The organism is Streptomyces sp. JJ36 (assembly GCF_021696945.1).
In the GTDB taxonomy this organism is placed as follows: Bacteria; Actinomycetota; Actinomycetes; order Streptomycetales; family Streptomycetaceae; genus Streptomyces.
This window is the reverse complement of record NZ_JACYHE010000035.1, coordinates 1-19,842: the sequence shown is the minus strand read 5'-3', so window position 1 is coordinate 19,842 and position 19,842 is coordinate 1. Positions and strand designations below refer to the sequence as shown.

General features: G+C 74.7%; 20 protein-coding genes. 8 read left to right on the top strand and 12 right to left on the bottom strand.

The window, feature by feature from the left end:
- Nucleotides 1-37 precede the first annotated feature (37 nt).
- Nucleotides 38-1,312 (top strand): thymidine phosphorylase, encoded by a 1,275-nt coding sequence (locus HOY81_RS15370; RefSeq protein ID WP_237320971.1) that lies wholly within the window; start codon nucleotides 38-40, stop codon nucleotides 1,310-1,312.
- A 95-nt stretch (nucleotides 1,313-1,407) separates the two neighbouring features.
- Nucleotides 1,408-1,998 (top strand): Uma2 family endonuclease, encoded by a 591-nt coding sequence (locus HOY81_RS15365; RefSeq protein WP_237320970.1) that lies wholly within the window; start codon nucleotides 1,408-1,410, stop codon nucleotides 1,996-1,998.
- Nucleotides 1,999-2,057: 59 nt separating this feature from the next.
- Here the strand turns inward: HOY81_RS15365 and HOY81_RS15360 are convergent, their stop codons facing one another.
- Nucleotides 2,058-3,446, bottom strand: a complete 1,389-nt coding sequence (locus HOY81_RS15360) for an MFS transporter (protein WP_237320969.1) — start codon at nucleotides 3,444-3,446, stop codon at nucleotides 2,058-2,060.
- 125 nt (nucleotides 3,447-3,571) lie between these two features.
- On the opposite strand from HOY81_RS15360, the gene HOY81_RS15355 reads away from it, so the two are divergent.
- Complete coding sequence (locus HOY81_RS15355) at nucleotides 3,572-4,615, top strand: LysR family transcriptional regulator (RefSeq protein WP_237320968.1); 1,044 nt, start codon at nucleotides 3,572-3,574, stop codon at nucleotides 4,613-4,615.
- 110 nt (nucleotides 4,616-4,725) lie between these two features.
- On the opposite strand, the gene HOY81_RS15350 is transcribed toward HOY81_RS15355, so the two are convergent.
- A complete protein-coding gene (locus HOY81_RS15350; RefSeq protein WP_237320967.1) occupies nucleotides 4,726-5,568 on the bottom strand; it encodes an alpha/beta hydrolase in 843 nt (280 codons plus the stop codon).
- A 150-nt stretch (nucleotides 5,569-5,718) separates the two neighbouring features.
- Here HOY81_RS15350 and HOY81_RS15345 point away from each other — a divergent pair, with 150 nt between their 5' ends.
- Both HOY81_RS15345 and HOY81_RS15340 read left to right on the top strand, forming a co-directional pair.
- Nucleotides 5,719-6,858: an adenosine deaminase gene (locus HOY81_RS15345; protein WP_237320966.1), complete on the top strand. Its 1,140-nt coding sequence runs from the start codon at nucleotides 5,719-5,721 to the stop codon at nucleotides 6,856-6,858.
- A gap of 203 nt (nucleotides 6,859-7,061) precedes the next feature.
- Nucleotides 7,062-7,652 (top strand): hypothetical protein, encoded by a 591-nt coding sequence (locus HOY81_RS15340; RefSeq protein WP_237320965.1) that lies wholly within the window; start codon nucleotides 7,062-7,064, stop codon nucleotides 7,650-7,652.
- 115 nt (nucleotides 7,653-7,767) lie between these two features.
- On the opposite strand, the gene HOY81_RS15335 is transcribed toward HOY81_RS15340, so the two are convergent.
- The 5 genes from HOY81_RS15335 to afsQ1 form a co-directional block, all read right to left on the bottom strand.
- Nucleotides 7,768-7,977: a PspC domain-containing protein gene (locus tag HOY81_RS15335; RefSeq protein ID WP_237320964.1), complete on the bottom strand. Its 210-nt coding sequence runs from the start codon at nucleotides 7,975-7,977 to the stop codon at nucleotides 7,768-7,770.
- A gap of 102 nt (nucleotides 7,978-8,079) precedes the next feature.
- On the bottom strand, nucleotides 8,080-8,655 hold the full coding sequence (locus HOY81_RS15330; protein ID WP_237320963.1) for a VanZ family protein: 576 nt from the start codon (nucleotides 8,653-8,655) through the stop codon (nucleotides 8,080-8,082).
- Between the two features lie 66 nt (nucleotides 8,656-8,721).
- Entirely contained in the window at nucleotides 8,722-9,363 is a 642-nt protein-coding gene (locus HOY81_RS15325) for a hypothetical protein (RefSeq protein WP_237320962.1), read from the bottom strand.
- Nucleotides 9,360-11,207 (bottom strand): HAMP domain-containing sensor histidine kinase, encoded by a 1,848-nt coding sequence (locus HOY81_RS15320; protein WP_237320961.1) that lies wholly within the window; start codon nucleotides 11,205-11,207, stop codon nucleotides 9,360-9,362. The genes HOY81_RS15325 and HOY81_RS15320 overlap by 4 nt, the downstream gene beginning before the upstream one ends.
- Before the next feature lie 49 nt (nucleotides 11,208-11,256).
- The gene (gene afsQ1, locus HOY81_RS15315) at nucleotides 11,257-11,934 is read right to left on the bottom strand and encodes a two-component system response regulator AfsQ1 (RefSeq protein ID WP_237320960.1); all 678 of its coding nucleotides are present in this window, start codon (nucleotides 11,932-11,934) and stop codon (nucleotides 11,257-11,259) included.
- Between the two features lie 215 nt (nucleotides 11,935-12,149).
- Between afsQ1 and HOY81_RS15310 the strand changes: the two genes are divergently transcribed.
- Entirely contained in the window at nucleotides 12,150-12,935 is a 786-nt protein-coding gene (locus tag HOY81_RS15310; protein WP_237320959.1) for a SigE family RNA polymerase sigma factor, read from the top strand.
- Nucleotides 12,936-13,313: 378 nt separating this feature from the next.
- On the opposite strand, the gene HOY81_RS15305 is transcribed toward HOY81_RS15310, so the two are convergent.
- Complete coding sequence (locus HOY81_RS15305) at nucleotides 13,314-13,904, bottom strand: ATP-binding protein (RefSeq protein WP_237320991.1); 591 nt, start codon at nucleotides 13,902-13,904, stop codon at nucleotides 13,314-13,316.
- Between the two features lie 223 nt (nucleotides 13,905-14,127).
- The gene (locus tag HOY81_RS15300; protein WP_237320958.1) at nucleotides 14,128-14,625 is read right to left on the bottom strand and encodes an SRPBCC domain-containing protein; all 498 of its coding nucleotides are present in this window, start codon (nucleotides 14,623-14,625) and stop codon (nucleotides 14,128-14,130) included.
- A 218-nt stretch (nucleotides 14,626-14,843) separates the two neighbouring features.
- Here HOY81_RS15300 and HOY81_RS15295 point away from each other — a divergent pair, with 218 nt between their 5' ends.
- Complete coding sequence (locus HOY81_RS15295; RefSeq protein ID WP_237320957.1) at nucleotides 14,844-15,260, top strand: hypothetical protein; 417 nt, start codon at nucleotides 14,844-14,846, stop codon at nucleotides 15,258-15,260.
- Nucleotides 15,261-15,515: 255 nt separating this feature from the next.
- Here HOY81_RS15295 and HOY81_RS15290 read toward each other — a convergent pair whose 3' ends face one another.
- The 3 genes from HOY81_RS15290 to deoC are packed head-to-tail and all read right to left on the bottom strand — an operon-like array spanning nucleotide 15,516 to nucleotide 18,854.
- On the bottom strand, nucleotides 15,516-16,430 hold the full coding sequence (locus tag HOY81_RS15290) for an aldehyde dehydrogenase family protein (protein WP_237320955.1): 915 nt from the start codon (nucleotides 16,428-16,430) through the stop codon (nucleotides 15,516-15,518).
- Nucleotides 16,423-17,856: an aldehyde dehydrogenase family protein gene (locus HOY81_RS15285; RefSeq protein ID WP_237320953.1), complete on the bottom strand. Its 1,434-nt coding sequence runs from the start codon at nucleotides 17,854-17,856 to the stop codon at nucleotides 16,423-16,425. The genes HOY81_RS15290 and HOY81_RS15285 overlap by 8 nt, the downstream gene beginning before the upstream one ends.
- Nucleotides 17,857-17,861: 5 nt before the next feature.
- Nucleotides 17,862-18,854: a deoxyribose-phosphate aldolase gene (gene deoC / locus HOY81_RS15280; RefSeq protein WP_237320990.1), complete on the bottom strand. Its 993-nt coding sequence runs from the start codon at nucleotides 18,852-18,854 to the stop codon at nucleotides 17,862-17,864.
- A 110-nt stretch (nucleotides 18,855-18,964) separates the two neighbouring features.
- Here deoC and HOY81_RS15275 point away from each other — a divergent pair, with 110 nt between their 5' ends.
- Nucleotides 18,965-19,687 (top strand): PH domain-containing protein, encoded by a 723-nt coding sequence (locus HOY81_RS15275; protein WP_237320952.1) that lies wholly within the window; start codon nucleotides 18,965-18,967, stop codon nucleotides 19,685-19,687.
- Nucleotides 19,688-19,842 lie beyond the last annotated feature (155 nt).

The following is a 19,842-nucleotide window of genomic DNA, read 5'->3' as shown; positions in this document are numbered from 1 at the left end:
CCCCAACAGTTCTCGCACGAACGAAGGACCGCCCCTCATGGACGCCATCTCCGTCATCCGCACCAAGCGCGACGGGCACCCCCTGAGCGACGAGCAGATCGACTGGGTCATCGACGCCTACACCCGCGGCGCGGTCGCCGACGAACAGATGTCCGCACTCGCCATGGCGATCCTGCTGAACGGCATGACCCGTGCGGAGGTCGCCCGCTGGACCGCCGCGATGATCGCCTCCGGCGAGCGGATGGACTTCTCCACGCTCGCCCGGCCGACCGCCGACAAGCACTCCACCGGCGGCGTCGGCGACAAGATCACCCTGCCCCTGGCCCCGCTCGTCGCGGCCTGCGGCGCCGCCGTCCCGCAGCTCTCCGGGCGCGGTCTCGGCCACACCGGCGGCACCCTGGACAAGCTGGAGTCGATCCCCGGCTGGCGCGCCTCGCTGAGCAACGCCGAGATGCTCTCCCAGCTCGACTCGGCCGGCGCCGTCGTCTGCGCCGCCGGGGAGGGGCTCGCCCCGGCCGACAAGAAGCTCTACGCGCTGCGCGACGTCACCGGCACCGTGGAGTCCGTGCCGCTCATCGCCAGCTCCATCATGAGCAAGAAGATCGCCGAGGGCACCGGTTCGCTGGTGCTCGACGTCAAGGTCGGCTCCGGCGCCTTCATGAAGAACCTCGACGACGCCCGGGAGCTGGCCGCCACCATGGTCGGTCTGGGGACGGACCACGGCGTGCGCACCGTGGCGCTGCTCACCGACATGTCCACCCCGCTCGGCCGGACTGCGGGCAACGCCCTGGAGGTCCGCGAGTCGCTGGAGGTGCTGGCCGGCGGCGGCCCGGCGGACGTGGTCGAACTGACCCTCGCGCTGGCACGGGAGATGCTGGCCGCCGCGGGCCTGCCGGACGCCGACCCGGCCAAGGCCCTCGCGGACGGCTCCGCGATGGACGTCTGGCGCCGCATGATCGCCGCCCAGGGCGGCGACCCGGACGCCCCGCTGCCGGTCGCCCGCGAACAGCACATCGTCCGCGCCGGCGACTCCGGGGTGCTGCGCTCCCTGGACGCGTACGCCGTCGGGCTCGCCGCCTGGCGGCTGGGAGCCGGCCGCGCCCGCAAGGAGGACCCCGTGCAGGCCGGTGCGGGCGTCGAGCTGCACGCCCGGCCGGGCGACCGGATCACGGCCGGGGCCCCGCTGCTGACCCTGCACACGGACACGCCGGAGAAGTTCGACTACGCCCTCGCCGCGCTGGAGGGGGGCTACGAGATCGGCGCCGGGCCGGTGGACGTGCCGGAGTCGGTGGTGCTGGACCGGATCGCCTGACCTGCGGATCTCTCGTTCGGGTGAACGGCGCCGGTGGCTCGCCCCCGGCGCCGTTCGGCATGATGGTGCCGGTGACGCACCGATAGGAGACCGCCATGACCGCACTCCCCGTCGACTACCGGCCGGACGACGGCTTCGGCTGGGACGACGCCGTCCGTATGTGGGAGGACACGGACGCGCCCGAGGGCTGCAAGGTGGAGATCATCGAGGGGATCGTCACCGTGGCACCCCCGCCCGCGAACGCGCACAACCTGACGGCTGCCCGCCTCCAGCGGCTGCTCTACCGCACGCTCCCGGACGAGTGGGAGATCGTTCAGACCCGAGGCCTGTCCGTCCCGGACTCCGCCGGGCTCTACATCCCGGATCTCGCCGTCGTCCCGAGCACCGCCCTCGAAGCCCCGGGGAACCGCATCCCTGCCGGGGAGGCGAGGCTCGTCGTGGAGATCACCTCCCGCGACAACGCCAACCACGACCGCATCAGCAAGGTCCACGGCTATGCGCAGGCGGGCGTGGAGCTGTATCTGCTGCTCGACCCGTGGCACTCGGGGAAGCCCACCGCCACCCTCTTCGGGGAGCCCGAGGACAGCACCTACCGGGTGCTCGACTCCGTGGAGTTCGGGCGGACGCTCCGGATTCCGGAGCCCTTCGGCCTGGAGCTCGACACGGGGAGCTTCCCGGCGGGCTGACGGGTGGACAGGCGGACGGGCCGGGTGCGGGGCCGTGACGCGGCCCCGAACCCGGGAGTTCAGCGCCCGGCGGCCGCCAGGGCCACCGCGCGGCGCTCGGCGACCGCGCGGCGGGTGGCGTACAGCGTGATGCCCGCCGCCGCCACCAGCGCGGTGAGCGCGAAGGCGGCCGTGGCCGGCCAGCCCGCCGCAGCGTAGGCGAAGGCGCCCAGCGCGCCGCCCAGCGAACTGCCCAGGTAGTACGCCATCTGGTAGAGCGCGGAAGCCTGCGCGCGGCCGGTGGTCGCCGTACGGCTCACTGACCCGGAGGCGACCGCGTGCCCCGCGAAGAAGCCGGCGGTGATCAGCACCAGGCCGCCGGCCACCGCGAGCAGGTTCTCCGCGAGCGACAGCAGCAGACCGGTGGCCGTGGTGCCGATCGCCAGGTAGAGCGCGCCGCGCCGGCCCAGCCGGGCGTGGAGCGTGCCGGCCGCCGCGGAGGAGACCGTGCCCACCAGGTAGATCACGAAGATCGACCCGGCCAGCCCCTGGGAGAGCCCGAACGGCTGATGGACCAGGCGGTAGCCGACGACGGTGTAGACCGCGCCGAAGACGGTCATGAAGAGCATGCCGATGGCGTAGAGCCGGAGCAGCAGCGGGTTCGCGAGCTGCTCCCGCACCGTGCGGGCCACCGCCCGCGGGCGGACCGAGGCCGGCCGGAAGTGCCGCGGGCGGGGCACCAGCAGGCGGTAGGCGACCGCGCAGAGCGCGGCGGCGCCGCCCAGCACCAGCAGCCCGGCGCGCCAGCCCCAGGCCTCGGTGGCCCAGCCGGTGATGATGCGGCCGCTCATGCCGCCGATGCTGTTGCCGGCGACGAACAGGCCGATCGCGCCGACCAGCGCGCGGGCCCGCACCTCCTCGGCGAGGAAGGCCATCGCCGAGGCGGGCACGCCCGCGAGGGCCACGCCCTGCGCCACCCGCAGCGCGATCAGCCAGCCCAGCGAGGGCGCCAGCGGCATCAGCAGCGCCAGGCCCACCGCGAGGGTCAGGGAGAGGGTCATCACCCGGCGGCGGCCGAAGCGCTCGGAGAGCACGCTCAGCGGCAGCACGGCGCACGCCAGCCCGAGGGTGGCGCCGGAGACCGTCCAGCTCGCGCGGCCGGCGGTGACACCCAGGTCCGCGGAGAGCGCGGGCAGCAGCGCCTGGGTGGAGTAGAGCAGTCCGAAGGCGACCAGCCCGGCGGCGAAGAGCGCCAGGCTCAGGCGGCGGTATCCGGGGTCGCCGGGCCGCAGCTTGGTCGACTCGGTCGACACGGTGGGATCGGCGGGAACGCCGGAACCGGCAGCCGCGCCGGAGGCGCCGGCACCGGAGGTGGCACGGGGTGCGGAGCGGGACACGCGGCCGGAGGCGGGAACGTCGGAGGCGGCGCCCACTCCCCCGGTGGACGCCCTGGTATCAGCAGAAGGCATGCCTCGAACGTACGGCGGCGCGACTCATGCGTCCAATGCGCAAATCTGCGAGAATCGTTCCTGCCCTGCATCAGTCGAGCTGAGAGCCTTGCGTGTCACCGTCCCGCAACGAGAAAGACAGCCCTGTGACGTCCGTGACGTCCCGGGGACGTGCCCCGGCGTCCCGTGACGGCGCCCCGCGGCGCCGTGGCGTGGCGGGCGGGCCGGCCGGCACGCGCCCCGCGCACTCCGCGCACGCGGGGGCCCGTCCGCCCGCCGACTGGGGCTCCGCCCTCACCCCGCGGCTCGCCCACTTCGCCGCCGTCGCCCGTCACGAGCACGTCACCCGTGCCGCGCAGGAGCTCGGCGTGCCGCAGTCCACGCTCAGCCGCGGCCTGGCCCGGCTGGAGGAGGACCTGGGCGTCGCCCTCTTCGCCCGGCACGGCCGCGCCGTCTCCCTCACCCCGGCCGGCCGTACGTTCCTGGAGTCCGCGGAACGCGCCCTCGCCGCCGTCGAACAGGCCGCCGAGTCCGTACGCGCCGACGCGGACCCGGCGACCGGCAAGGTGGCCTTCGGTTTTCTGCACACCCTCGGCTGGGAGACGGTGCCGGGCCTGCTCCGCGCCTTCCGCGCCGACCACCCCCGGGTGCGCTTCTCGCTCGTCCAGACCTACGGCGAGGCGATGCTGGAGCGGCTGGCCGCCGGCGAACTGGACCTCTGCCTCACCTCGCCCATCCCGGACCCGGCCGAGCTGGCCGCGCGCGGGCTGGCGGCCCGGCGGCTGGACGAGCAGCGGCTCCGGCTGGTGGTGCCGGACGACCACCGGCTGGCGTCCCGCAGGCGCATCCGGCTGGCCGAGGCCGCCGAGGAGCCCTTCGTCACCCTGGAGCCCGGCTACGGCATGCGGCGCATCCTCGAAGCGCTGTGCACCCAGGCCGGGTTCCGGCCGCGCATCGCCTTCGAGGGCGAGGAGGCGGAGACGATCCGCGGACTCGTCGCCGCCGGCCTGGGGGTGGCGCTGCTGCCGCCCCCGGCGATCCCGCGCCCGGGCGTCCACGAACTGACCGTCACCGCGCCGCGCGCGAGCCGGGAGATCGGGCTCGCCTGGCGCGACGGCGCCCCGGAGACCGCACCCGTGGCGGCCTTCCGCCGTTTCCTGCTGAGCCGCCGCGGGAGCCTGCTGGACTGAGCTTCCCCGCGGCGCCCCGCCCGCGTCACGGTCCCGTACCGACCGCCTCCTGCGCCCGTGTGCCGCACGGTCCGCGGCGCCGGGTGCGGACGGTACGGGCGGCCACCCGGTCAGCCGCGCAGCGAGCGGCCGAAGCCGGCCGCCAGCGGCATCCGCAGGCCCAGCGGCGGGGGAGCGGCGAAGGCGTCCGTGAGCGGGCGGGAGAACGGCCGGTCGCCCAGCGTCCCCAGCACGAAGTCCTCGGCCAGCGCGGCCACTTCGGAACGGTGCTGGGAAAGGGTGTGGCCGTCGGAGTGCACCTCGAAGCGGCACACGCCGGGGTCGCGCCGCTTCGCCCGCTCGGCGAGCCGGAAGGAGAGCTCCGGGTCGGTGCGCACGTCGTCGGTGCCGTGGACGAACAGCACCTGACGGCCCGCGAGCTGGTCGATGGGCTCCTCCTCCGCCGGGGCGGGGCGGGTGGCGTCCCCGGGCGGCCCGCCGGCCGTCCGGGCGTTCCCGGCGTCCCCGGCGTTCCCGGCCTCCGCGGGGGCGCCGGGCAGCCACGGCGCCAGTGCGAGCACCGCCGTGACGGCCGGGTGGCCGGCGGCGTGCAGTGCGGCGCGGGCGCCCACGTCCGTACCGAGGAGGCACACCGGGACGTCGCCGTAGCGGCGCACCACCTCGTCGACGGCCCACTCGGCGTCGCGGGCGGTGTGCGCGGCCGCGCCGTTCCAGCCGTGGAAGCGGTAGTGCACGACATGGGTGACGAGGGAGTCCCCGCGCCCGGCGCGCGCCAGCCGGCGGGCGAGGGGCAGCACCGCGGCTGCGGCGCGCGGCGAGCGCCGGCGCACGCTGTGCGCGGTGCCGCCCGGTAGCAGCAGCACGACTCCGTGGACCGAGCGCTCCTCGCCCCGCGCCCTCCCCAACCTGGCTTCCCGATCCGGCACTCGGTCCGGCAACGCTTGCTGAGTCACGGCAGAACCATGGCAGAAGCACGGGTGTACGGCGCGTGCCGTGCATCACCTTTCCGTATCGAAGCACCGGGCGCGGGCCGGGTCGTACGGGTGGGTGTCGCGGCCCGTTTCGCCGTGGCGATCTACGCGCGTAGGAGCTACAGTGCGGAGATGACGAGCGAGAGCACAGCAACAGCCACCATCCCCACCCCGGAACAGATCAGGCGCGCTCCCAAGGTCCTCCTCCACGACCACCTGGACGGCGGGCTGCGCCCGGCCACGATCATCGAGCTCGCCCGGGAGACCGGCTACGACGGGCTGCCCGAGGCCGAGGACGCGGAGCGCCTGGACACCTGGTTCCGCGAGGCCGCCGACTCGGGGTCGCTGGAGCGCTATCTGGAGACCTTCGCCCACACCTGCGCCGTCATGCAGACCCGGAACGCCCTCACCCGGGTCGCCGCCGAGTGCGCCGAGGACCTGGCCGCGGACGGCGTCGTCTACGCCGAGGTCCGCTACGCGCCCGAGCAGCACCTGCAGGGCGGGCTGACCCTGGAGGAGGTCGTGGAGGCCGTCAACGAGGGCTTCCGCGAGGGTGAGCGGCGGGCCCGCGCCGCCGGGCACCGCATCCGCGTCGGCGCGCTGCTCACCGCCATGCGGCACGCGGCTCGCGCGCTGGAGATCGCCGAGCTCGCCAACCGCTACCGCGACCTGGGCGTGGTGGGCTTCGACATCGCGGGCGCCGAGGCGGGCTACCCGCCCACCCGCCACCTGGACGCCTTCGAGTACCTGAAGCGGGAGAACAACCACTTCACCATCCACGCCGGCGAGGCCTTCGGGCTGCCTTCGATCTGGCAGGCGCTCCAGTGGTGCGGCGCGGACCGGCTCGGGCACGGCGTGCGGATCATCGACGACATCCAGGTGGCCGACGACGGCGGCGTCAAGCTGGGCCGGCTGGCGTCCTACGTGCGTGACAAGCGCATCCCGCTGGAGCTGTGCCCGTCGTCGAACCTGCAGACGGGCGCCGCCGCCTCCTACGCCGAGCACCCGATCGGGCTGCTGCGGCGGCTGCACTTCCGGGCCACGGTGAACACCGACAACCGCCTGATGAGCGGCACCAGCATGAGCCGGGAGTTCGAGCACCTGGTGGAGACCTTCCGCTACACGCTGGACGACATGCAGTGGTTCACCGTCAATGCGATGAAGTCTGCGTTCATCCCTTTCGATGAACGTCTCGCGATGATCAACGAGGTGATCAAGCCGGGTTACGCCGCGCTGAAGTCCGCCTGGCTGTTCCGGGGTGCCGCCGACTGACGTCCCGGGCTCCCCGTCCGACCTGCGGATTCCTCGGCGACGCCGGGCCGGTGCGGGTCCCGTCCGCGCCCCGGCGCGGGCGCGCGGGCGGTGCCCGCGACACGCATCGTGCGCCCCTTTCGCGCTGTTTGCGGGGGTCCCCGCGGCTGGCTACGTTCGCCGGGCCTCCCCAACTCCCCGTCAGTGAGGACACAGGTGCCCTGATGAAGCACGGAACGATGAAGACCCTCGGCGTCACCGCGCTCGGTGCGGCGTTCGCCGCCACCGGCGCGGGCGCCGCCCACGCCGGTGGCGTCACCGAGAGCGTGGAGACCGCCGGCGGCCAGGTGCTGGCCAACCCGGCCGTGCAGGACGCGACCGGCAAGAGCGGCTCCATCGGCCGGATGCCCACCCGCCCGGAGCAGGTCGTCTCCCCGGGCATGGCAGCCGAGACCGGTCAGGCCGCGACCCCGCAGGGCGAGCTGCTCGGCGGGCTCCCCGTGGTCGGCCAGGTCACGGGCAACGCACTGCCGACGGACGTGCTGACCGAGGGCCCGCTCCCCACCGAGGACACGAAGTCCGGGAAGGGCGAGAAGGCCGGGAAATCCGGGAAGGGCGAGAAGGCAGGGAAGGCCAAGAAGGGGTCCGCCGAGAAGGCGTCCGCCGAGGACGAGGCCGCCACGGAGGAGGCTCCACAGGGACTGCCGGTCGGCACTCTGGCGGCCGGCACCTTCGACCGGCTGGGCCTCCCCGCCGACCCGGACACCGGCACCCTGCACGTCCCGAACCTGCTGGGCGGGCTGCCGCTCGACTGAGCCCGGACACCGGGACCGACGGTCCGCGAGGGCGCACGGCACCGCGGACGAGGGCCGTGCGCCCCGGCGCACGGCCCTCCGGTCTCCTGTCCCCTGCGAACGGCTCCCGGCAGCCTCAGGCCGTCCGCTGCCAGGCGGTCTTCCGGTCGTCGTTCGGCAGCAGGATCCACAGCGCCAGATAGAGCAGGAACTGCGGGCCCGGCAGCAGACACGAGGCCACGAAGAGCACCCGCATCGTCGTCGCCGTGGTGCCGAAGCGGTTCGCGAGGCCCGCGCACACGCCGGCGATCATCCGGCCTTCGCGGGGGCGGGTGAGAGCGGCCATCTCCGTACTCCTTCGCTCGGTACGTTCGTCGCCGCTTCCGGGTTTCCAGGAACGGCTGCGGTGAAATCCACCGTAGAAGCATCAAGCGGGCGAAGCGTCGGACTACGGGGCGATCCCGACCCTGGGAGCTCTCGGGGTACGCCCCTGCGGGGCCTCCTCCCGGAGTTCGACCCGGATCTCCTCCGTCCGTCGCCCCGCGTGCGGCGGTGGCTCCACCACCCGGCGCAGCCGGGCCCGCAGCAGCGGATAGAACAGCACGTGCGCCAGCGCCACCCCGGCGGCGTTCAGCATCACGGCGTCCACGTCCACGATCAGCTCCGGCACCCCGCTGCGCACCACGGCCAGCGCGAGAGAGGCCAGCACGCCCCCCAGCACCGTGCGCGCCGCCGTCCCCGGCAGCGGCCGGTGCAGCCGGCCCGCCACCAGCGGCAGCAGCACGCCCAGGGGCGCGAGCAGCAGCAGCCCGCCGCCGATCGCCTCCAGCGCGGCCTGCGGCCCGGCAGCCAGATCGGCACGGATGGTGGTGAACGGCCGCAGGTTCGCGGGAGCGACCCACGCCACCGAACGGGGCCGCAGCATCAGCCAGCCGACGACGAGCAGGTGAACGCCGAGAAGGAGGGAGGCCGCCGCGCGGACACGGGATGCGGAGACGCCGCCGCTGTGGTCATGACGGTGCACGCGGGGAAGGACGCCGCTGCCGGTGGCGCCGGTTCCGCGCACCGGCCGCCCCGGCTGCGACTCACCTCACTCCGGCGCGGGGGAGGACAGCGGCGTGCCTGCCGTCGCCGCGGTCTCCGGGTCCGAGCGCAGATCGGTGTCGCAGGTGTACCGCCGCGGCGGCTCCCCGCCGCCGTCTGCGGGCCCGCCCAGCGCCACCGAGTCGCGCCCGCCGGCCGCGGCGGACCCGGCCCAGGTGCACACGAGCTGCGCCAGCGCGAACGGCGGCAGCCCGTCGGGTGGCTCGCTCAGCCGCAGCGTCTCCTCCGGGTCGCCCTCCGCCGGGCCCGTCACCGTCAGCCCTGCGGGCACCCGGCTCTCGAAGCCGGCCGCCGCCTCCTCGGCCCCCGGCTGCTCCGTGAGCTCGCCGAGGAGCGTGCGGGCCACGGCGACCCGCCGCTCGGGCAGCTCGACGGACCGCTCGACGGCCGTGACCCGGGAGCTGCACACGAGGTGCACCGGCACCGCCGTGGCCTCGCCGAGCGCGGGCGAGCGGGCGTCCTCCGCCACCGCGCAGGAGTCCCGGGAGGGCGCCGCGCCGGCGTCCACCGGGACCGAGGTGGCGCGGATGCCGCAGCCCGCGGCCAGCATCCCCGTGGCGAGCAGGGCCGCGGCGCGTGCCGCGGTACGGCCGCGGCCCGGCCTCCCGCGTGCCGGTGCCGTCCTCATCGTCCACCTTCTCCTTCGCCGTCCTCGCGCTCGTCCCGGCCCGGGCCGTCCTCCCCGCCCTGCGGGTCCGGCCCGGCATCCGGGCCCGGCCCGTCGGGCCCGGCATGACCGGCACCCTGGCTCGGCCCGGCGTCCGGCCGGTCCGGAGCCGTCCCGCCCTCCCGGGGCGCGCCGTCCCGGTTCTCCGTACCGGCGGAGCCGTCGCCGTCCCCGCCGTCTCCCGGACGGTCGCCGGGGCCCGGGCCGCCGCCGGCGGGCCCGGCGCCGCTCCGGCCGCCCGCGCCGCGGGCCTTCCGCCCGGCGTCCTCCGTGCGCTCGCTCTCCTCCGTCAGCTCGCTGGCGTCCCGGGGCAGCCGCAGGGTGAAGACGGCTCCGATGCCGGGCTCCGTGCCGTTCCGCGCCGTGATGGTGCCGCCGTGGATCATCGCGTTCTCCATGGCGATCGACAGCCCGAGCCCGCTCCCCTCCGAACGCGGCCGGGAGGCGCTCGCCTTGTAGAAGCGGTCGAAGACGTGCGGCAGCACGTCCTCCGGGATGCCCGGGCCGTGGTCGGCGACCTCCACCAGCAGCTCGTCCGCCCCGGAGGCGGACCGCCCCGTCCGCACCGACACCCGCACCGGCGAGCCGCCGTGCTTCAGGGCGTTGCCGATCAGGTTGGCCAGGATGACGTCCAGCCGCCGCGGGTCGAGCCGCGCCATGAGGCCGCGGTCCGCGTCCAGCTCGACCGCGTCCAGCCAGGCGCGGGCGTCGATACAGGCGGTGACCTGGTCGGCCACGTCGACGTCGTCCAGCACCAGCTTCGCGGTGCCCGCGTCGAAGCGGGTCACCTCCATCAGGTTCTCCACCAGGTCGCCGAGCCGGCGGGTCTCGCTCACCACGAGCTGCACCGCGGGCGCGATCATCGGGTCGAGGTTCTCCTGCTCCTCCTCCAGCACCTCGGTCACCGCGGAGATCGCGGTCAGCGGGGTGCGCAGCTCGTGCGACATGTCGGCGACGAAGCGCCGGGAGGCGGCCTCCCGGGCGCTCAGCTCGGCCACCCGGTGCTCCAGGGACTCCGCCGTCTCGTTGAACGTACGGGAGAGCTGCGCCAGTTCGTCCGTCCCGGAGACCCGCAGCCGGGTGTCCAGCTTGCCCTCGCCGAGCCGCCGGGCCGCGTCGCCGAGCCGCCGCACGGGGCGCAGCACGGTGGAGGCGGCGGCCTGCGCCAGCAGCATCGCGCCGAGCAGGGCGAGTGCGGTGGCGATCCCCAGCGACCAGGCCAGCGAGTTGAGGTCGTCCCGCTCCGGCACCAGCGACTTGAGCAGATAGCCGGAGGGGGTGGGACCGTCGCCCATCAGCTTGGCCCCGCCGACCAGATAGGGGTCGTCGTCCCGGATGATCCGCTGCCAGTAGAGGTGGTACGGATACGGATTGGCCGAGTCCACCTCGCGCCGCTCGCCGACCGCCCGGCGCAGCGCCTCCGGCACGTCGGCCAGGGTGAAGTCGCCGGCGCCGGCGAGGGCCGTGCAGCGCTCCCCGGCCCGCGTCCCGCCGATCAGCACGACCTGGTAGTTCTGCGTGGTGTCCGCCATCCGGGCAGCGGCGTCGCGGAGCTGCCCGCAGTCGTAGCCGGCCGGCAGCCGGCCGGCGTGGTCCTCCATGGCCTGGCGGAAGTCGTTCAGGGCGGCGTTCTGCGCCCGGGTCAGGACGGCGTCGCGGTTGATCCAGTACGCGATGCCGGACGCCGAGACGGCGGCGGTCAGGGCGACCAGTGCGAAGACCACCGCCAGCCGCAGCCGCAGCGTCGGCAGCACCCCCGCCAGCCAGCCGCCCGGCCGGGACGACCGTGCTTCCTTCACTGACACCTTCCGATCGGCCGTGGTCCGTCCGCGCCGTGTCCCCCGCTCACGGCGCTCACGCCGGCGGGTCCAGCCGGTATCCCACCCCGCGCACGGTGCGGATCAGGGTCGGGGACGAGGGCACGTCCTCGACCTTCGCGCGGAGCCGCTGCACACAGGCGTCCACCAGCCGCGAGTCGCCCAGGTAGTCGTGCTCCCAGACCAGCCGCAGAAGCTGCTGGCGGGAGAGCGCCTGCCCCGGGCGTCTGCTGAGCTCCAGCAGCAACCGCAGCTCGGTCGGGGTGAGCTGGAGGTCCTCGCCGTTCTTCGTCACGGTCATCGCCGAACGGTCGATGACCAGTGAGCCGAAGGTCGCCGAGTCGTTCGCCTCGCGTTCGCCCCGGCGCATCACCGCGCGGATGCGGGCGTCGAGCACCCGCCCCTGCACGGGCTTCACCACGTAGTCGTCGGCCCCGGACTCCAGGCCCACCACCACGTCGATGTCGTCGCTGCGCGCGGTCAGCAGGATGATCGGCAACTGGTCCGTGCGCCGGATGCGGCGGCACACCTCGAAGCCGTCGATGCCGGGGAGCATGACGTCCAGCACGATCAGGTCGGGGCGCTGCTCGCGCAGCAGCTTCAGACCCTCCTCGCCCGACGCAGCGGTCACCACGCGGTGGCCCTGGCGGGAGAGGCTCATCTCCAGGGCGGTACGCACCGCGTCATCGTCCTCGATCAGCAACAGGAAAGGCACGCGCGCCATTCTGTCCCATGGGGGCCCGGGACTTCGAGCGCGAGGTCCCCGCACATCCGGGGAGGGCCCCGCCCGGCCCGTGCCGGGCGGCGCGCGGCGGCCCGGGGCCCCTGTGACAGGCCTGTGACAGTCGGGGGACCCGGCGATGAAACTGGCCCGGCAGTGTGGTCCCCGTCAAGCAAAGCGACCGGGTCGGTCCACGAAGGGGGCGCGCGATGAACACGCTGCACGGCACCACCAAGAGCGCAGTACTTCACACGCGTCTGCACTCCTCGTCGGTTCCCTCGCCCCGGGTCGCGGAGAAGTCCGGTGCCGTGAGCGGGCGGGGGTGCGCTCGCGGCACCGGGCGCCGGCGGGCCGCGCACATCGCGCCCGTCGAGGACCTCGCGGGCGAGGCCCGCACGGGGGGACGGGGGAGCGGTACGTACGGGGAGGCTCCGGGGGAGCGCCGCGGGGCCGCGACGGAGGCCGGGGACGCCGAAGCGGCGTTCACCGCCTACGTGCGGGAGCGGCGCGCCTCCCTGTACGCCACCGCCTACCACCTGACCGGCGACCGCCACGAGGCCGAGGACCTGCTGCAGAGCGCGCTGTTCTCCACCTACCGCGCCTGGGACCGGATCAGCGACAAGGCCGCCGTCGGCGGCTACCTGCGGCGCACCATGACCAACCTGCACATCAGCGCCTGGCGGCGCCGCAAGCTGAACGAGTACCCGACGGAGGAGCTGCCGGAGACGCCTTCCGCCGACCACGACGCGATGCGCGGCACCGAGCTGCGCGCGGTCCTGTGGCAGGCGCTGGCCCGGCTGCCCGAACTCCAGCGCACGATGCTGGTGCTGCGGTACTACGAGGGCCGTACGGACCCGGAGATCGCGGAGATCCTGGACATCAGCGTGGGCACGGTGAAGAGCAGCATCTGGCGGTCGCTGCGCCGGCTGCGCGGCGACGAGGCGCTGAGCTTCGGCCGGGACGAGGAGGAGTGCTTCGGCGAACTGGTCGCCTGAGCGCAGGACCCCGGGGGGAACGGGGGAACGGGGAGGGGGGCCAGGGGAGGGCCCCAGGGGGGCGGGGGGACACGGGGGAGACGGGGTCGGGGGACCCCGTCAGGGCCCGCAGGCCCGGGGCAGGGGTGTCCCCGGGCCCGGGCCGGGGGAGCGTGGTCCGGTCGGCCGGGGGGTCCGACCGGGCCCGCTGTCGTGTGTGCGGGGCGGTCCGGCCGTCCGTGCAGCGCTCAGCGGTGGGTGCAGTCTGCGGGGTGTGCAGTCCGCGGTGGGAGCGCTGTGCTCTGCGGGGCGTGCGCCGCGCCCTGGCGTGGGCCGCCGCCGCGCCCAGCCGGGTGCTGCGGCGCCTCCGCTACCCGGCCCGGTGGGCCGCGCACCGGCTCAGCAGCGGACCGCCGGGTGCGCCTGCCGGAGCCCGTCGATCCGTCCCAGCGCCTCGTCGCGGGCACAGGGGTGCGCCCCGAGCGTCCGGTGCCGCGCCACGATGGAGCCCTCCGCACGCATCAGGCTCCAGCCGCGGCGTACCAGGAACGGCACCGGTTTGCGGCTCTCCCGCACGTCCCGCAGCAGCCGCCGCCGGAAGGTGGTGAAGGGGCGGCCGCGCAGGCATATCGCGTCGGCCAGCAGGCCGAGCGCGGCGCAGCGGGCGGCGATGTCCGCGGCGAAGATGCCCTCCGCGAGCAGCAGCGGCGCCCCGTCCAGCGCGAAGTCGGCGACCCCGGTGCGGGAGCTGGTGCCGATGTCGTAGACCGGCACCGCCGTGCGCCCGTGCTCGCAGAGGGCACGTACCGCCGCGGCGGCCGCGTCCGCGTCCCAGGACTCCGGGTGGTCCCAGTCGGTGGCGCCGCCGGGCAGCCGGGGGAGCGTCGGGTCGCCGGCCTCCTTGTAGAAGTCGTCCAGCCGCAGCACGGGCAGTCCGGTGCGGGCCGCGAGGCGGCTCTTGCCGGAGCCGGAGGGGCCGGTGAGCAGGATGACACGGGCGAGCGGAGCGGCACCGGGCCCGCCGTGGGAGCTGCCGTGCGGGCCGGGGCGGTCGGGGAGGGCGCGTTCGGTCACGAGACGCCATTGTCGCGCATCCCCGCCTGCCGGGAACCGTCCCGGTACGCCCGCGCCGGGTGACGTGCGGCACCCGCCCGGTACGCCCCGGGCGCGCCGTAGGACGCGGGAGGCGCGGGCGCGCGCCGGTGGCGGACGCTCAGTCCTCGTGCACCAGCCTGCCGCCCTCCAGCATCGTCTTGAGCGCGGAGGCGATCATCACCCAGCCCTCGCGTACCCCTTGGAGCATCCGGCTCTCCGGGCTGCGGAAGCCGTCGTGGGTGATCGTCAGCTTGACGCCCAGCCCGTGCACCTCGGCCTGCTCGATGTCGAAGGCGACCCGGGAACGTTCCCGGCGCGCCTCCTCGAACTCCTCGTCCGAGGTCCAGGCGAACATCTCCCGGTGCCGGGGCTGGAGGGTGTGCCAGGTGTACGCCAGCCGCCGCCCCGGCACAGCCTCCAGCACCCGTTGGCCGAGCTCCTCGAACTCGCCCTCCGGCTCGGACTTCCAGAGCACCGGGGCGCCCACCTCCCACGTCGAGCGCGGGCCGGTGTCGCCCATGTAGACCTTGACGAACTCCGGGTCGGTGAGCGCCTCGTACAGCCGCTGTGCGGTGGTCTGGACGTAGATGACGTAGACGAACTCGGGCTCGCTCATCGGGGTCCTCCCAGCGCCTGCTCGGGCCGGGCGTGCGGCCGCCGGCCGGGGCGGCGGCCGGCGCGGTCCGCTCCCGCCCTCCCTTCCCAAGGTCGCACGCCGGGGCGGGCCGGGCCCGTCCGTGCCGTGTCCCCCACGGGACGGCAGTGTCCGCGCGAGTCACCACGAGGCGCTACTCTGTGTGCGCGCCCGACTACTCGATGAGGCAGGTGGCATCCGTGAACTCTCGCCCGCGTCACGCACGTGACACGTCCCCCCGCCGCGCGCCCGCGCTGCTGCGCTTCGGGCTGACCCTGTCCGCGGCGGGAGCCGCGCTGGCCGCGGGCGGTACGGCCGCGAGCGCCGCCGAACCCAGCCGGGTGGCGACCCCGCTCGGCACCGCCGACACCGATCTGGTGCACGACCCCTCCGGGGCGGTGCAGGACGCGGTCACCTACGGCGTGGGCAGCGCGTATCTCACGCTGACCCGCATGCAGCTCGACCCGCTGTCCGGCACCGGCTCCGACCCGCTGGACAACGGCCTCGGCACGCAGGTCGCCGACTTCCCGGCAGTCGGCACCCAGCAGCTCACCGGCCCGGTCGCGGACGGCGCCTCGCTGCGCGAGCTGCCCCTCACCCGGGGCCTGCTGCCCTGAGGCCGCGGGCCCGTCGGCCGGGCAGGACTCACCCGTACGAGTCGTCGTACGGGGCTGGGCAGTCCACCCTTCCGGGTGGATGTGGCGCACCGGGGAAGCGGCCGGCCCCCTCCGCCGCTCCCGGCGCCACGGCGGTCGCCGTCGCGGCGGACAGAGGGACTCCGCCGCGACGGCGTGCGGCCGTGCGGACAGTGCAGGCGGTGCGGCGGGGACGGCCGCCGCATGCCCCGGCCCGCGGCCGGTCCGGGGGTGCGCTCAGGCGCCGACGGGGTGCCAGACCGTCTTGGTCTCCAGGAAGGCGAACAGCCGCTCCGTGCCCGGGTCGGCGGACCAGTCCGGGGCCGTGTCCGGCCGCAGTACCCGCTTGAGGTTGCCGGCCGCCGCGACCTCCAGCTCCCGGCCGAGGTCTGTGTTTCCGTCGTGTCCGTCGTGCCCGTCGCTCCCGCCGCCGGCGGCCCCCGCGGCGCCCGCAAGGTCGATCGCGTTGACGTCCTGGTGCGCCGCGAGCGACGGTGCGATCTCCGCCGTACGGCCCGCCAGGACGTTCACCACGCCGCCCGGCACGTCCGAGGTGGCCAGCACCTCGGCGAGGGAGAGCGCGGGCAGCGGCGCCCGCTCGGAGGCGACCACGACCGCGGTGTTCCCGGTGACGATCACCGGCGCCAGCACCGAGACCAGACCGAGGAACGAGGACTCCTGCGGCGCCAGCACGGCCACCACGCCGGTCGGTTCGGGGGAGGAGAGGTTGAAGTAGGGCCCGGCGACCGGGTTGGCCCCGCCCGCCACCTGCGCGACCTTGTCGGACCAGCCCGCGTACCAGACCCAGCGGTCCACGGCGGCGTCCACCCGCGCGGCCGCCTTCGCCTTCGACAGGCCCTCCGCGGCGGCCACCTCGGCGGTGAACTGCTCGCGCCGGCCCTCCAGCATCTCCGCGACGCGGTAGAGGATCTGCCCGCGGTTGTACGCCGTGGCGCCGGACCAGCCGCCGAACGCCTTGCGCGCGGCCACGACCGCGTCCCGCGCGTCCTTGCGGGACGCTTCCGGCGCGTTGGCCAGCCACTTCCCCTTGGAGTCGGTCACCTCGTACACCCGTCCGCTCTCGGACCGCGGGAACTTCCCCCCGACGAAGAGCTTGTACGTCTTGAGGACACTCAGCCGTGCGTCAGACATCGAGGTAGGCCTCCAGACCGTGGCGGCCGCCCTCGCGGCCGAAGCCCGACTCCTTGTAACCGCCGAAGGGCGAGGCCGGGTCGAACTTGTTGAAGGTGTTGGACCAGATCACTCCCGCGCGCAGCTCCTGCGCCATCCGCAGGATGCGGGAGCCCTTCTCCGTCCAGATGCCGGCCGAGAGGCCGTAGGGCGTGTTGTTCGCCTTGGCCACCGCCTCGTCGGGGGTGCGGAAGGTCAGCACCGAGAGCACGGGTCCGAAGATCTCCTCCCGGGCGATCCGGTGCGCCTGGGTGACGCCGGTGAAGAGCGTCGGCGCGAACCAGTAGCCGTGGTCCGGCAGCGTGCACTCCGGCGACCAGCGCTCGGCGCCCTCCGCCTCGCCGGCCTCGGCCAGCTCGGTGATCCGGGCGAGCTGCTCGGCGGAGTTGATGGCGCCCACGTCGGTGTTCTTGTCCAGCGGGTCGCCGACCCGCAGCGTCGCCAGCCGCCGCTTCAGCGCGGCCAGCAGCTCCTCGGCCACCGACTCCTGCACCAGCAGCCGGGACCCGGCGCAGCAGACCTGGCCCTGGTTGAAGTAGATGCCGTTGACGATGCCCTCGACGGCCTGGTCGAGCGGGGCGTCCTCGAAGACGATGTTGGCGCCCTTGCCGCCCAGCTCCAGGGTGAGCTTCTTGCGGGTGCCCGCGACCGTACGGGCGATCTCCTTGCCGACCTCCGTGGAGCCGGTGAACGCCACCTTGTCCACGCCCTCGTGGGCGACCAGCTCGGCGCCCGTACGGCCGTCCCCGGTGACGATGTTGACCACGCCGCGGGGCAGCCCGGCCTGCCGGCAGATGTCGGCGAAGAACAGCGCGGAGAGCGGGGTGGTCTCGGCCGGCTTGAGCACCACCGTGTTGCCGGTGGCCAGCGCCGGGGCGATCTTCCAGGCCAGCATGAGCAGCGGGAAGTTCCACGGGATGACCTGCCCGGCCACGCCCAGCGGCTTCGGGTCGGGGCCGTATCCGGCGTGCGCCAGCTTGTCCGCCCAGCCGGCGTGGTAGAAGAAGTGCGCCGCCACCTGCGGCAGGTCGGCGTCCCGGGTCTCCCGGATCGGCTTGCCGTTGTCCAGCGTCTCCAGCACCGCCAGCTCGCGGGAGCGCTCCTGGATCAGCCGGGCGATCCGGAACAGGTACTTCGCCCGCTCGGCGCCGGGCAGCGCGGACCAGCCGGAGAACGCCTTGCGGGCCGCGCGGACGGCCGCGTCCACGTCCTCGGCGCTCGCCTGCGCGACCTCCGAGAGCACCTCCTCGGTGGCGGGCGCGACCGTCTTGAAGACCTTGCCGCCGGCCGCCTCGCGGAACTCGCCGTCGACGAAGAGGCCGTAGCCCGGTGCGATGTCGACGACCGAGCGGGACTGGGGAGCGGGTGCGTAGTCGAATGCCGCCATCGGTATCAGTCCACCGTCACGTAGTCGGGACCGGAGTAGCTCCCGGTCCGCAGCTTCTGGCGCTGCATCAGCAGGTCGTTGAGGAGGCTGGAGGCGCCGAAGCGGAACCACTCCGGGGTGAGCCAGTCCTCGCCCGCCGTCTCGTTCACCACCACCAGGTACTTGAGCGCGTCCTTGGTGGTGCGGATGCCGCCGGCCGGCTTCACCCCGACCTGCCGGCCGGTCGCCGCGCGGAAGTCGCGCACCGCCTCCAGCATCAGCAGGGTGTTCGGCAGGGTGGCGTTGACCGCGACCTTCCCGGTCGACGTCTTGATGAAGTGGGCGCCCGCCAGCATGGCCAGCCAGGAGGCCCGCCGGATGTTGTCGTACGTCGCCAGCTCGCCGTTCTCGAAGATCACCTTGAGGTGGGCGGCGGAGCCGTCCGGGCGAGCGCACGCCTCGCGCACGGCGCGGATCTCCTCGTACACCTGGAGATACCGGCCGGCGAGGAAGGCGCCGCGGTCGATCACCATGTCGATCTCGTCGGCCCCGGCGGCCACCGCCTCCCGGGTGTCGGCGAGCTTCACCTCCAGGCCGGCGCGCCCGGCGGGGAAGGCCGTCGCCACGGACGCCACCGCGATCCCCGTCCCGGCGAGCGCCTCCCGCGCCACCGGCACCATGTCCGGGTAGACGCAGATCGCCGCGACCCGGGGCGTCGTACGGTCCGTCGGGTCCGGGTTGGCGCCCTTGGCGCAGAGGGACCGGACCTTGCCCGGGGTGTCGGCACCCTCCAGGGTCGTCAGGTCGATCATGGAGATCGCCAGGTCGAGGGCGTACGCCTTGGCGGAGGTCTTGATCGAACGGGTGCCGAGCGTCGCCGCGCGGGCCTCCAGGCCCACGGCGTCCACGCCCGGCAGGCCGTGGAGGTAGCGGCGCAGCGCGGCGTCGGACCCGGTCACATCGGGGCTCGCGTCCGGGGGCACGGCCCCGGCGGCGGGAGCGGTCAGCGCAGTAGGCATGGTCACCAGAGCACCATATCTACACGCGTAGTTTCCTCTGAAGAGGCCCGCCGCAGATCGATGCCGGACCGCAATGTCCGGCATCCGGACGGTCCGGCACAATCTCCCTCATGACGCGCCAGCCCCGCGGCTCCGACGCCGCCCCCGATCCCGCCGGCTCCGGCTCCGGAGCCGGGACCGGCTCCCAGGACCCCGCGGCCGCGGGATACGCCGATCGCTGCTACCGGTCGCCCTCCGCGATGACCGGCGGGGTGCTGCTGCTCGCCCTCGCGCTCTGGCTGGTCTCCGACGCGGTGCTGAACGGCACCGGGCGCACCCCCTGGGCCGCCCTCTCCGGGCTGCTGCTCTTCACGCCGCTCGTCGTGGCGTACACGCTGCGCCCGGCCGTCTTCGCCTCCCGCCGGCGCATCCGGGTGCGGAACCCGCTGCGCACCATCACCGTGCCGTGGCCCGCCGTGGAGTCGGTGCAGGCCGGCTACAGCAGCGAGCTGATCGCCGAGGGCCGCAAGTTCCAGCTCTGGGCCATCCCCGTCTCCCTGCGGCAACGTAAGTCCGTGCAGCGGCACAACGCCCGGGTGCGCGCCGGGCACGCGCCCTCCAGCAGCGGCTTCCTCGGCTTCGGGAAGACCCTGCCCTCCGACGCCGACCGCAAGGAGAAGCGGGCCCCGTCCGACCAGGCCATCGACGAACTGCGGGGGCTCGCCCTCGCCCACGGCGAGGACGGCGAGTCCCCGGCCGAGCCCGGCCCGGTCGAGGTGCGCTGGGCGTACGAGATCCTCGTGCCGGCCCTGGCGGGCGCCGCCGCGGTGACCTTCTTCCTGACCACGGGGTGAGCTGAGGGGGGCCCGGACGCGGCACGGCGACCGCGGGGTCGCGGCCGGCTTCGCGGCCGGGGTGGCGGGGCATGCGTGCCCGGCACGCATGCCCAGCCACCCCGGCCGCGAAGCCACACCCCCGTGCAGGGCCCCGACCCCGCATCGCACCGCGA